At 47.6% G+C, this 12,114-nt stretch carries 13 protein-coding genes; 6 read left to right on the plus strand and 7 right to left on the minus strand.

The annotated features are described in order from the left end of the window. Positions 1–153: 153 nt before the first annotated feature. The 6 genes from AADZ70_RS13870 to AADZ70_RS13895 all read left to right on the plus strand — a co-directional run bounded on the left by AADZ70_RS13870 (position 154) and on the right by AADZ70_RS13895 (position 5,722). Positions 154–303: a teichoic acid D-Ala incorporation-associated protein DltX gene (locus AADZ70_RS13870; RefSeq protein WP_013354059.1), complete on the plus strand. Its 150-nt coding sequence runs from the start codon at positions 154–156 to the stop codon at positions 301–303. A 15-nt stretch (positions 304–318) separates the two neighbouring features. After that, complete coding sequence (dltA, locus tag AADZ70_RS13875; protein WP_342007205.1) at positions 319–1,830, plus strand: D-alanine--poly(phosphoribitol) ligase subunit DltA; 1,512 nt, start codon at positions 319–321, stop codon at positions 1,828–1,830. Continuing rightward, entirely contained in the window at positions 1,827–3,008 is a 1,182-nt protein-coding gene (gene dltB, locus AADZ70_RS13880; protein ID WP_016937495.1) for a D-alanyl-lipoteichoic acid biosynthesis protein DltB, read from the plus strand. Before dltA ends, dltB begins: the two co-directional genes overlap by 4 nt. A gap of 16 nt (positions 3,009–3,024) precedes the next feature. Then, the gene (gene dltC / locus AADZ70_RS13885; protein WP_003150875.1) at positions 3,025–3,261 is read left to right on the plus strand and encodes a D-alanine--poly(phosphoribitol) ligase subunit 2; all 237 of its coding nucleotides are present in this window, start codon (positions 3,025–3,027) and stop codon (positions 3,259–3,261) included. Next, the gene (gene dltD / locus AADZ70_RS13890; RefSeq protein WP_342007206.1) at positions 3,262–4,446 is read left to right on the plus strand and encodes a D-alanyl-lipoteichoic acid biosynthesis protein DltD; all 1,185 of its coding nucleotides are present in this window, start codon (positions 3,262–3,264) and stop codon (positions 4,444–4,446) included. It begins immediately after the preceding gene. A gap of 184 nt (positions 4,447–4,630) precedes the next feature. Continuing rightward, positions 4,631–5,722, plus strand: coding sequence for a branched-chain amino acid aminotransferase (locus tag AADZ70_RS13895; RefSeq protein WP_029575286.1), 1,092 nt, complete (start codon positions 4,631–4,633; stop codon positions 5,720–5,722). A 40-nt stretch (positions 5,723–5,762) separates the two neighbouring features. Here the strand turns inward: AADZ70_RS13895 and licH are convergent, their stop codons facing one another. From licH to AADZ70_RS13930, 7 genes are all read right to left on the minus strand, one after another. Continuing rightward, complete coding sequence (licH, locus tag AADZ70_RS13900) at positions 5,763–7,091, minus strand: 6-phospho-beta-glucosidase LicH (protein WP_016937492.1); 1,329 nt, start codon at positions 7,089–7,091, stop codon at positions 5,763–5,765. Continuing rightward, entirely contained in the window at positions 7,088–7,420 is a 333-nt protein-coding gene (licA, locus tag AADZ70_RS13905; RefSeq protein WP_016937491.1) for a PTS lichenan transporter subunit IIA, read from the minus strand. Before licA ends, licH begins: the two co-directional genes overlap by 4 nt. A gap of 18 nt (positions 7,421–7,438) precedes the next feature. Next, positions 7,439–8,797, minus strand: a complete 1,359-nt coding sequence (gene licC, locus AADZ70_RS13910) for a PTS lichenan transporter subunit IIC (protein WP_095241146.1) — start codon at positions 8,795–8,797, stop codon at positions 7,439–7,441. Positions 8,798–8,812: 15 nt separating this feature from the next. Continuing rightward, the gene (gene licB, locus AADZ70_RS13915; RefSeq protein ID WP_003150863.1) at positions 8,813–9,121 is read right to left on the minus strand and encodes a PTS lichenan transporter subunit IIB; all 309 of its coding nucleotides are present in this window, start codon (positions 9,119–9,121) and stop codon (positions 8,813–8,815) included. 98 nt (positions 9,122–9,219) lie between these two features. Continuing rightward, a complete protein-coding gene (licR, locus tag AADZ70_RS13920; RefSeq protein WP_064779134.1) occupies positions 9,220–11,175 on the minus strand; it encodes a transcriptional regulator LicR in 1,956 nt (651 codons plus the stop codon). A 146-nt stretch (positions 11,176–11,321) separates the two neighbouring features. Then, on the minus strand, positions 11,322–11,447 hold the full coding sequence (locus AADZ70_RS13925) for a hypothetical protein (protein ID WP_265586273.1): 126 nt from the start codon (positions 11,445–11,447) through the stop codon (positions 11,322–11,324). A 60-nt stretch (positions 11,448–11,507) separates the two neighbouring features. Then, on the minus strand, positions 11,508–12,098 hold the full coding sequence (locus tag AADZ70_RS13930) for a DNA-3-methyladenine glycosylase (protein WP_047476042.1): 591 nt from the start codon (positions 12,096–12,098) through the stop codon (positions 11,508–11,510). Between the last annotated feature and the right edge of the window lie 16 nt (positions 12,099–12,114).

Below are 12,114 nucleotides of genomic sequence, written 5' to 3' on the forward strand. Positions count from 1 at the left end.
CAATTTATACATGCGTATTTTCCATCCTTTTGTTTCTCATTCATTTTTAAGGAAATTTTAAGCTTAGGATATTAGACATATTTTGAAACTTTTTGTTAATCTAATCGTCATATACTGGTGTAATTATTGAATACGCGGGGAAGGAATTTTAACATGATGCAAAAATTAAAACGTGCTTATGAAAATACATTGGTTAAATGGACGTTTCATACGGGCTTTTATTTTCTGATATTAGTATTGCTCTTTTGGATGTATGGATTTCATACAGCCAATACCGGCACTTATATTTACAACGATTTCTAATCGGGGAGGATAACTATGAAACTACTTGATGCTATAAAAACATATGCAGACGCCAAGCCTCAGGCAGAAGCGTTTCGTTCCTTAGATCATTCCCTCACTTACGGGGAATTATGGGATTTGTCGGAGCGGGTTGCGTCCGGCATTCAACAACATACGGCTGACGGTTCGAAAACACCTGTCCTGGTTTACGGACATATGGAGCCGAATATGATCGTTTCTTTCTTAGGAAGCGTCAAAGCGGGCCGCCCTTACATCCCTGTCGATGTGTCCATTCCGGCAGAGCGGATCGTCAAAATCATTGAAAGCTCAGGTGCAGAGCTGCTCATCAGCGTATCGGGCGATGCAGTCGATACGGGGAGCAATCTGATTAAAACCGTTACACCCGAAGAGCTTGCAGCTGACGGAGATGCAGACCTCAGCCGTGAGAACTGGGTAAAAGAACAGGACACGTTTTACATTATTTACACGTCCGGCAGCACGGGAAATCCGAAGGGCGTGCAGATATCAGCTGATAACCTGCAAAGCTTCACAGACTGGATCTGCAGGGATTTTCCTGTGGGCGAAGGCAAGACATTCTTAAACCAGGCTCCGTTTTCTTTTGATTTATCTGTCATGGACATTTTCCCGTCGCTTCAAACGGGAGGTACGCTGCACTGTGTAACGAAAGACAAAATCAATAAACCGAAAGTACTATTTGAAGAGCTGGAGAAATCCAAATTGAACGTCTGGACATCGACGCCGTCTTTCGTCCAAATGTGTCTGATGGATCCCGGCTTTACGCAGGAACTCCTGCCTGACGCAGAAGTATTTATGTTTTGCGGAGAAGCGCTTCCGGCTGCCGTGGCACAGGAACTGTTAAACCGTTTTCCGAAGGCCCGCGTATTCAATACATACGGCCCGACCGAAACAACGGTTGCCGTCACCTCCGTGGAAATTACGCAGCAGGTCATCGATGAAAATGAATCTCTGCCCGTCGGATTTGCAAAACCCGATATGAATATCTTCATCATGGATGAAAACGGGAATAGGCTTCCGGACGGAGAAAAAGGGGAAATCATCATTGCCGGCCCGAGCGTAAGCAAAGGGTATCTCGGCGAGCCGTCTCTGACGGAAAAAGCGTTTTTCTCTGTTGACGGACAGTGGGCATATCATACGGGTGATGCCGGTTATGCTCAAGAAGGTCAGATTTTCTGCCAAGGACGCCTGGATTTCCAGATAAAGCTTCACGGCTACCGAATGGAGCTTGAGGAAATCGAAGTGCATGTAAGGCAGTCTCAATATGTACGCTCAGCGGTTGTCATCCCGTATCAGCCTAACGGACCTGTCGAATATCTAATTGCCGCCATCGTGCCTGAAAAACATGATTTCGAAAAAGAATTCCAGCTGACAAGCGCTATTAAGAAAGAACTGGCCGCTTCGCTTCCGGCTTACATGATTCCGAGAAAATTCATTTATCAGGATCACATTCAAATGACTGCGAACGGAAAAATCGACCGTAAACGCATTGGCGAAGAGGTTCTTGTATGACGCCTTACAGCTCGTTTTTCTTCTTTATCTTACTTGGAATCCTTCTCTTGCCGACGATTATTTTAGGGCTGAACGGCAAGAGATTCCAAGGATACAACATGTTTATATCCATCATCGTATTGGCTTTGATTTTCTCGCATGATCTGCACGGCGTCATTGCATTATGTATCTTTACGCTGTGGCAGGTGCTGTTAATCAGGGGGTATCTCGCTTACAGACTGAAAGCCAACAGCGGCTTTGTCTTCAGCATGGCCGTGATCGCGTCCATTTTACCCCTGTTTTTATCTAAATTATGGCCGTTTTTCTTTCCGCCGGTGCCTCATCATCCGGTTCATAACCTGATCAGTTTCTTAGGAATTTCTTATTTGACATTTAAAGGCGTCCAGCTGATCATGGAAACGAGAGACGGGCTGATTAAAGAAAAAATGCCGCTTCACCGCCTCTTGTACTTTATTATGTTTTTCCCGACCATTTCTTCCGGTCCGATCGACAGATACCGCAGATTTGCCAAGGACGAACAGAAAGTATGGACAAAGGGAGAATATGCTGATTTACTGTATACCGGCATTCATAAAATTTTTATCGGTTTCTTGTACAAATTCATTATCGGATATGCGATTAACACGTATTTCATTATGAATCTGTCTCATATCACCCACAGCAAACTGTGGAGCAATGTGCTGTACATGTACGGATACAGCTTGTACCTGTTTTTCGACTTTGCGGGCTACACGATGTTTGCCGTCGGTGTCAGCTACATTATGGGTATCAAATCTCCGGAAAACTTTAATAAGCCGTTTATCAGCAGAAACATTAAAGACTTCTGGAACCGCTGGCACATGTCCTTATCCTTTTGGTTCAGAGACTACGTATTTATGCGCTTTGTTTTCTGGATGACAAAGAAAAAATGGATAAAGAACCGGATGGCCGTCTCGAACATCGGGTATTTCCTGCTGTTCATGCTGATGGGCGTCTGGCACGGGCTCGCCCTGCAATATATTGTGTACGGCCTGTACCATGCCGTGTTAATGACGGGGTATAACTTTTTTGAGAAATGGAATAAGAAATACAAGTGGCTGCCCGCCAATCGTTTTACGGCGTTTTTAGCCATCGTCATCACATTCCATTTCGTATGTTTCGGATTTTATATTTTCTCAGGAAAACCATTTCATCACTAAAGGAGATTGAAAACACATGGAATTTAAACAGGAAGTATTAGACGTATTAGCTGAAGTTTGTCAGGAGGACGCTGTGAAAGAAAATCCTGATATTGAAATCTTTGAAGAAGGACTGCTTGATTCTTTCGGAACTGTAGAGCTGCTTGTTGCCATTGAAAACCGCTTCGGCATTACAGTGCCGATCACTGAGTTTGACCGTGACGAGTGGAATACGCCAAACAACATTGTAAACAAACTGACTGAGTTGAAGTAAATGAAAAAGCGTTTCTTTGGACCAATTATTTTAGCGTTTGTCCTGTTTGTCGGAGCTATCGCAGTTCCGGCATCATGGCTTACGCGCTTCATTCCTGAAAAACGTGTCGAAGAGTCGGCAGCGGCCTTAAACCCGAATATGTTCCAAGGGCTCTATCTGCAAAACAAAATGTTCGAAGACTCGAAGTATCTGCCGATTTTCGGTTCTTCCGAGCTTTCAAGATTAGATGAGTTTCACCCATCCAACTATTTTCAAGTGAACAACCAAGGCTTTACGCCTTATCTTGTCGGTAAAGGCGGTTCACAATCTTTAATTCATGCCATTAATTTTGCCGCCCACGCTGACCAGCTCAAAGGCAAAAAAATGGTATTTATTATATCACCGCAATGGTTTACAAAACATGGTTCAAATGAGCAGCATTTTGCTCCCAACTTCTCATCTTTGCAAGCACTTGACTTGGCTTTTAATCAAGACATTGAGCCAAAACTGAAAAAGCAGATGATGAAGCGCATGCTGCACTACAAAGTTGTCCAGAACGATGCAGTCCTGTCTGAACTGTATAAAGCATCTGTCAAAGGCCAGACTTGGAAATTCAACGCCTTAACACCGGCTGCAAAGCTTTATTATAATATTTTAGAAAAAAAGGACCTTTATTATTCCATAGAAGAGCCGCAAGGACCAAAGCGTTTCATTAATAACAATCTAAAGGGAAAATCCTGGTCTCAGCTTGAAAAACTGGCTGCGCAGTATGGTAAGGATCACTCCCGTTCTAACCCGTTTTTTATAGACGACTCTGTATATAAAACGATTAAGAAGAAAGTTCCTAAAGCTAAAGGTTCGAACAAAGGCAGAACATATGCTTATAAAAAGTCACTGGAGTTCAGCGATTTTGAAGATATGCTCACTATTCTGAAGGATGCCGGGGCTAAGCCGATGTTCGTCGTCATTCCCGTAAATGGGAAGTTTTACGACTACACTGATTTCCCGAAAAAAGGCCGGACTGATTACTACAAAAAAGTCACAAAGCAAATTAAAGCGAAGGGCTTTCAGGTTGCCGACTTATCCGGGCACGAATATGATCCGTACTTTATGAAAGACACCATCCATATCGCCTGGAAGGGCTGGGTGTACGTCGATAAAGCGATGGAGCAGTTTTACAAAACCGGCAAAGTGACGGTTCACTGAGCACGGTGATGACCGAATACAGAAAAAACGAACACGCAGGGGGGATTCTTTCCCCTGCTTTTTGTGTGATTTGATTTTTTCACAAATTTGAGGAAAACTATTGCGAATATTTGTTGAAGGTATACAATAGAATATAAATTATTTTCAAATAAGTTTGACAATAACACCAATAGGGAGACAGAACATTATGAAACAAGACATTCGTGTTGAATTGACTTCAGCCAAAAAACCTAAACCGGACCCCCATAACCTTGCGTTCGGCCGAATTTTCACCGACCATATGTTTGTTATGGATTACGATGCGGATCAAGGCTGGTACGATCCGAGAATTATCCCTTATCAGCCCTTCTCAATGGATCCTGCGGCTATGGTTTATCATTACGGCCAAACCGTTTTTGAAGGGCTTAAAGCGTATGTAACGAAGGATCAGGAGGTGCTTCTGTTCAGACCGGAGAAAAATATGGAGCGCCTGAATCAGTCAAATGACCGTCTTTGCATCCCGCTCATTGATGAAGAGCTTGTTCTTGAAGGCCTGAAACAGCTCGTAGCCATCGACAAAGACTGGATTCCGAAAGCGGAAGGCACTTCCCTTTATATCCGTCCGTTTATCATTGCGACCGAGCCTTTCCTCGGTGTAGCGGCATCCCATACGTACAAGCTATTTATCATTCTGTCGCCGGTCGGCTCTTATTACAAAGAAGGCATTAAACCGGTGAAAATCGCCGTGGAAAACGAGTTCGTGCGCGCTGTCAAAGGCGGTACGGGAAACGCGAAAACGGCCGGCAACTACGCTTCAAGCCTGAAGGCGCAGCAGGTTGCGGAGGAGAAGGGCTTTTCCCAGGTGCTATGGCTTGACGGCATTGAGAAAAAATACATCGAAGAAGTCGGCAGCATGAACATCTTTTTCAAAATCAGCGGCGAAATTGTGACGCCCGAGCTGAACGGAAGCATTCTTGAAGGAATTACGAGAAATTCCGTCATCACCCTGCTCAAACATTGGGGATTGACTGTGTCTGAGCGGAAAATTTCGATCGATGAAGTCATTCAGGCGCATCGTGACGGCCGATTGGAAGAAACGTTCGGAACCGGTACGGCGGCGGTCATTTCTCCGGTCGGCGAACTGATCTGGAATGATGAAAGTCTTGTCATCGGCAGCGGTGAAACCGGAGAGATCTCGAAGAAACTGTATGATACCATTACAGGCATTCAAAAAGGCGCAGAAGCCGACGTGTTCGGCTGGACGACGGAAGTCGCCTCATTAAGCGAATCAAAATAAACAAAAAACCCGGAATCGCTTCCGGGTTTTTTTGGTGCTTTTATGCTTCAATTGACTTAAAGAAATGAGGCAGGTGTTCCTTGTGCGCTTCAAGCATTTCATCCAAAATGGCCTTTGCCACGGAGTCTGACGGGACGAGAGGATTGATTGTCATCGCAAGGAGCGCCGTTTGATAATCTCCCGTGACGGCTGCTTCAGCGGCCACGCGTTCAAATGATTTGATTTGCTGGACGAGCCCGCGGACGGATACCGGCAGATCACCGACGGCGATCGGTTTCGGTCCGTCTTTCGTTATGACACAGTTCACTTCGACTGCTGAGTCATTCGGGATGCTGGCGATCGCGCTGTTGTTTATCGTATTGACGGGCTGGATATCATGTTTGTCGTTATAGATGGAGCTGATCAGGTTGCAGGCCGCGTCACTGTAGTACGCTCCGCCCCGTTTCTCAAGCTGCGGCGGTTTGATGGCGAGATCCGGATCTTTATACAGTTCGAACAGTTCTTTCTCAACCTTCTGCACGACTTCGGCGCGTGTGCCCTCCGTCTGTGACGCTTCTATTTCATGCTCGAGCATTTCTTTCGTTTTGAAATAATAGCGGTGGTAGCCGCAAGGAATCAGATCGAGCGCTTTCAGGAATTCAGGCTCCCATTCCGCTCCGGAAATGTTCTTCATCGTCATGGCGTTTTCCGGGTCTCCCATGGCTTCGATGACTTTATCCTTCACGCTGACGCCGTCTAAGAAAACATCTAATCCGAAGACCATGTGATTCAGCCCGGCAAATTGCACCTCGATCCGGCTGACATCGACATCCAATGCTTTTGCGACGCCCATTTTAATGCCGATCGGCACATTGCAGAGGCCGACGACTTTTGTAAGATTCGAGTAGCGGAGCAAGGCCTCGGTAACCATGCCGGCAGGGTTTGTGAAATTCACGAGCCATGCATTCGGACAAAGCTCTTCGATGTCTTTTGCGATTTCCAGAATAACCGGAATGGTGCGCAGCCCTTTGAATAAACCGCCCGGACCGTTTGTCTCCTGCCCGATTACGCCGTATTTTAACGGAATCCGTTCATCTTTGGCGCGGGCCTCAAGAAGACCGACGCGGAATTGAGTTGTTACGAAATCCGCATCCTTCAAGGCTTCTCTCCGGTCAAGCGTCAGGTGAACCTCTATCGGAACCCCCGCTTTTTCGACCATGCGTTTTGCAAGCGTGCCGACGATATTGAGCTTTTTCTCGCCTTCAGGAATGTCGACGAGCCATAATTCTCTGACAGGCAGTTCATCATAGCGCTTAATGATGCCTTCCACAAGCTCCGGTGTATAGCTTGAACCTCCGCCGATCGTTACAATTTTAATTCCTTTTGTCATATTTTTGCTCCCCCTTGCAGACTCACTTTTTCATAAATCTCGACTAACTCTGCGGCCAAGTCTTTCACGGTCATGGCATTCATTAAATGGTCTTGCGCATGTACCATCAAAAGCGTCATGTCTGTTTTTTCTCCGCCGGCTTCATTTTGGATCAGTTCGGTCTGATAATGATGGGCTTCAGTCAGTTCCCTTGCGGCTTCCTGAAGCTTTTCTTCCGCCAGGGCTCTGTCTCCCCGCTTTGCGGCGGCAATGGCCTCCATTGATGCGCTTCTGCCATTGCCGCCATGCAGGATGATCTGAAAAATGGTCTGTTCCATTTTCTCATTCATGTCTTTCACTCCCTTTCTCTAAAGCACGGCTTTTTCGTCTCCCTGTACGGCTGGCGCCTGCGATTGTTCAAGTTCGTTTTCTTCTTTCAGCTTTTGCGAATCCCACATTCTGAAGAACGGATAGTACACGATAAAGGCTGCGATGATATTAATCGCCTGCATGACAGCCCCTGATATTTTTCCGCCTGTGGCCAGATAGCCGGAGAAAATCGGCGGCATCGTCCACGGGACGGCAATGCCGGCAGGTTTGGCGACGAGGCCTGTGCTCATGCCGATATAGGTAAGAGTCAGTGTGACAAGCGGTGTGATGATGAACGGGATGAGAAGCATCGGGTTCATGACGATCGGCATTCCGAAAATAATCGGCTCATTAATATTAAAGACGGCCGGCCCGATGGCGAGTTTCCCAAGCTGCTTCATCTGCTTGCTTCGCGCGCGGAGAAACATGGTGACCACGAGCGCCAGTGTCGCGCCGCTTCCGCCGATGTTGATCCAGATTTCAAAGAACTGCTGGGTGAAAATATTCGGCAGCGCATCGCCCGCCTGAAATGCAATCCGGTTGGCATCCATCGCTCCGAACCAGATCGGCGCCATGACGCCGCCGACAATGTTCGCCCCGTGTAATCCGCACGCCCACAAGAGCATTTGAACCGCTTCAGCTATCAGGCTTCCGCCGAGACTTCCGCCAAGAATCGAGAGCGGCGTCCCCAGTACAACGCTTACAATATTATGAAGGCTTTCAAACGGCGTCGCTTCGACGATTAAACGCGCACCCCAGATGAGAAAGACGACGGCAAAACCGGGAATTAAAGCGACAAACGATTTGCTGACCGCCGGAGGCACGCCGTCCGGCATTTTGAAGACGAAATTCCGCTGGATGATCAAGCGGTAGATTTCCGTCGACAGCATGGCGATGATCATTGCGACAAACAGCCCTTTGCTTCCCATGAGAGAAAGCGGAATGCCGCCGCCGACCATGATTTCCTCTTTTGCGCCGGACGGCAGAAACGGAACTTTGTACGGCGTTGCCAAGAGAAACGCCGCCAGAGATATCGCACCGGCCGATAAAGCGTCCACCCCGTATTTTTCGGCCAGACGGTAGGCGATTCCAAAAGCGGCGACAAGGCCCATGATTTCAAAGGTCGCATCAACCGGATATTGCAGTTTTTGAGACCACGCGCTTCCGAACGTCTTTGCCATGAAATCCGCGTATCCCGGAATCGGCAGGTTGCCGATGATCAGAAAAAACGAACCGATGATGATAAGCGGCATGGTGAGGATGATCCCGTCACGTAATGCTTGCAGATGCCGCTGGGAAGCAATTTTCCCGGCAATGGGCATGACTTTCTCTTCTAAAAACTGATTCACCTTATTCACACGGCCCGCCCCTTTCTACGATGCGTTTCCGAGCTGTTCTGCTGATTTCAGAACCTCCGCTCCGTTGCATGTGCCGTAATGGACGGTATTAATGACTTCAACCGGCACTCCTTTTGATTCACCCAATTTTTTCAGCTGCGGAAGCAAATAACGGACTTGAGGCCCAAGCAGCAATACGTCCGCTTTATCTATATGCTGGTTGACTGAATCGCCTGACACAGCCCAGATTTTATATTCTTTTCCTTGTTCCTGCGCGCTTTTTTCCATCTTGGTGACGAGTAAGCTTGTTGACATCCCTGCTGCACAAACGAGTAATATATTCATGTAAAAGACCTCCTGAAAGTTTGATATTTTGTATGTCTCGGTGTTAGTACCATCATATTATGAAATCGCTTTCAGAACTACTCAGGCTTTTTCCGCTGCTAACGGAAAAAAGGTGTATCCCGGTCTTTCTCTGATCGTTTGTCTCTGAATACTTGTAAAACCTCGTGATAGGCTGTGCATTTTAAGAGACGGCTCACCGCAGCCGGATCATCTAACATGCCCCCTAGCCATTTGTACATATGCTGGAGGTCGGCTTTGCTCTCTTTCTCGACGCAAAGCAGGCAGACAAATTGGACACGCTTATCCGCCCAGTCAATCGGTTTCTTCAGCGTGCACACCGCCCAAAACGTCGTGTCTGTCTGCGGAACGAGCGGATGCGGAATCGCCGTGAGATTGCCGAAACTCGTAGGAGAAATTGCTTCCCTTTCAAAAATAGAATCGGTCAGAGTATCAGAAGCGAGGCCGGCTTTTGCAACCTGATGTCCGAGAAAACGGATGACGTCCTCCTTCGTCTCCAGATCCTGCTGCAAAAATACCAGCTCCGGTTTCAGAAAGTTCAATTGTTCCCGCTTTTCTTCCAGCATGGCGTCGATTTTTGTAAAATCCCCGCCGCCCAACAGTGTATGAACCTTTAATACGGGAACGGGCAGGTCTTTTTTGATCGGCACTGTGCTGACCACAAAATCAATCGACTCAAAAGAAAGCTGGTCAAGGCTGCAGTAATCAGCTGTGCCGACGATTTCAAGGCGCTTTGCGAACCGTGAACGCAGCTTTTCTCTTAAAAGCTGCGCGCTGCCGGCGCCGGACGCACAGACAATCAAGCAGCGCTTAGGCGGCCGTTCTGTCTTTCTCCTTTCGATGGCGGCCCCGAAATGAAGCGCCAAATACCCGATCTCATTTTCATGAATATCAATGCCGGTTTGCTCCTTAATCACGATTCCCGCAATCACTCCCGCTTCAAATGCTAGCGGGTAATTTTCCTTTATGGCGGAAAGCATCGGGTTTCTCAGGTTCATTCCGTACCGGTTTCGGTTAATCGCCGGCTTGATATGGAGCGCAAGACCTGCTTTCAGCTCATTGTCGTCCGTGATTCCGAGCTTCAGCTCCCGCTCAATGGCTTCAATCATCGCCTCTGTCAAACGGCTGGTCTCCCCGTCTATCAGCCTTGTAAGCTCTTTTCCTTCCATTTGTGACTGGGTCATGCGTTTTGTCCCGAGCAGGTGAATGGCGATATAGGCGGTTTCCTGTTCGGGAAAGGTGACGGATAGCGCCGATTCAAGCTCTTTGACGATGGCTTCCGCTGACTGATATTCTGTTTCAAGCTTAATATCATGAAGATCCTCCGGAATGAGAGATACATAGTTTTCTGTCCGGATTCGTTTGCAGGCAATGGCGATATGGATGATGAGATTGTTCAGGCCGAAGAAAGAAAGCGGGATCTTATGGTTTCGAACCTGCTTCATAATGGCTGATCGGATCACTTGAATGTCGTCTTTCGGCAGAATACCGGCCTTCTCACTCAGGAGATCAGGCTCAGGCTCGCGGTCGTCCACTAAGTATTCCGCCATACAATAACGGAGACGGAGCTCTTCGCCGCGCAGTTTAAAGCCGTAGTTCGGCCTTGTTTCCAAAATGATGTCATAGGGGCGGAGCCGTTTTTTTACTTCTTTCAGATCGGATTGAAGTGTGGATTTACTGATGAACAATTCTTCTGCCAAGTCATCCAGCTTGAGGTAGCCGTCGGTCAGAAGCAGTCTTTTCATCAGATAATTTATCCGTTCTTCGGGAAAAATCGGCACGGCGCTGTTCTGCTGGAAATTGTCCTGAAGCCAGTTTTTAAACGGCTGCTCATCCCGGATCAGCAGCTTATAGCCGCTCCCTCTGACAGATTGAATGGAAGCGCCGTGTTTTTCGACAATGGTTTGCAGTTCCTTTATGTCATTGCGGACCGTCCGCGTCGTTACCTTTACTTTTGCAGCGATGACTGAGCTTGTAACCGGTGTTTCAGCAGCTAAAAGCAAGCGCAGAAGTTCACGAAGCCGCCCATGAAGCATGAGAAAAACCTCCTATCAGATCAGATGCAGACGTAAAAAATAGGCAAAAAGGATGAAAAAGGGGTAAATGTATGTAAATTCTATAATGGGGAGGTTTTCAAGTCAATGCAGCAGCCTGAGGCAAAGCCCGTAAAAAAACAGCCGGATCAGCCGGCTGTTCGGGAAGCGGACATGCGGTTTCGCTTAGATGACTTCCGTTCTTTTACGATTTTTCTGATGATCGGATAGATGACGGGCGCCCATTTGATAATTGTTTTGAAAAATTTTTTCAATGTTTGAATCCCCTTTCTTTTACCTTGTCTTTCCCCTGTTATCAGCGGCTGTAAACATGGTCAGCGTGAGACATACCGGTTCCCCGTCACCCAATAGCGCCACGGATAATCCCGAGCTTCTCCGCTGTTGTCAATCCCGATTCTCGGGCCTGTTGATATATGCTCCGGTGTAAAGCCTTCCGTAATATACAGCGGCTGTTCCGTGATCATGCCGCCGTAGTCGTTCATTGAAATGCCCATCGCCTTCGTCAGCTTCCCCGGGCCATTTGTCCACTCTCTCGGGGGTCTGTCCGGTCTCCTGCGCTCCATCAGGAACTGACCTTCATGGGGCTCTGCCGCCCTGATTAACACGGCCTGCGGAATGCCGATGTCAGCGGCGACGACGTTCATTAATGTATGGGTGTGCATGACGTATGTATAAATGCGGCCCGCCTCGTGGAACATAATTTCCGTCCGTTTCGTGCGCCGGTTGCCGAAGCTGTGCGCCGCCCGGTCATCCGCTCCCATATAAGCTTCCGTTTCCACGATAAAGGCTGAAGCCGTTCCCTCATCCGTCTCTTTTACTAAGAGACAGCCGAGCAATAAAGGAGCAAGCTCTACTGACGGTCTTTGGTAAAATTCAATCGGCAAAGGCTTTCGTTCTCCCGCCATTTGTCTCCCCCCTTTC

The organism is Bacillus sp. YBsi01, assembly GCF_038406745.1.
Lineage (GTDB): Bacteria > Bacillota > Bacilli > Bacillales > Bacillaceae > Bacillus > Bacillus siamensis.

What these genes read in the sequence shown, in the direction of transcription:
- dltB (WP_016937495.1), top strand. Translation starts at nt 1,827, where the DNA reads ATGACGCCTTACAGCTCGTTTTTCTTCTTTATCTTACTTGGAATCCTT.
- dltD (WP_342007206.1), top strand. Translation starts at nt 3,262, where the DNA reads ATGAAAAAGCGTTTCTTTGGACCAATTATTTTAGCGTTTGTCCTGTTT.
- AADZ70_RS13930 (WP_047476042.1), bottom strand. Translation starts at nt 12,098, where the DNA reads ATGGCGGGAGAACGAAAGCCTTTGCCGATTGAATTTTACCAAAGACCG.
- dltC (WP_003150875.1), top strand. Translation starts at nt 3,025, where the DNA reads ATGGAATTTAAACAGGAAGTATTAGACGTATTAGCTGAAGTTTGTCAG.
- licH (WP_016937492.1), bottom strand. Translation starts at nt 7,091, where the DNA reads ATGACAAAAGGAATTAAAATTGTAACGATCGGCGGAGGTTCAAGCTAT.
- dltA (WP_342007205.1), top strand. Translation starts at nt 319, where the DNA reads ATGAAACTACTTGATGCTATAAAAACATATGCAGACGCCAAGCCTCAG.
- licR (WP_064779134.1), bottom strand. Translation starts at nt 11,175, where the DNA reads ATGCTTCATGGGCGGCTTCGTGAACTTCTGCGCTTGCTTTTAGCTGCT.
- AADZ70_RS13870 (WP_013354059.1), top strand. Translation starts at nt 154, where the DNA reads ATGATGCAAAAATTAAAACGTGCTTATGAAAATACATTGGTTAAATGG.
- licB (WP_003150863.1), bottom strand. Translation starts at nt 9,121, where the DNA reads ATGAATATATTACTCGTTTGTGCAGCAGGGATGTCAACAAGCTTACTC.
- licA (WP_016937491.1), bottom strand. Translation starts at nt 7,420, where the DNA reads ATGAATGAGAAAATGGAACAGACCATTTTTCAGATCATCCTGCATGGC.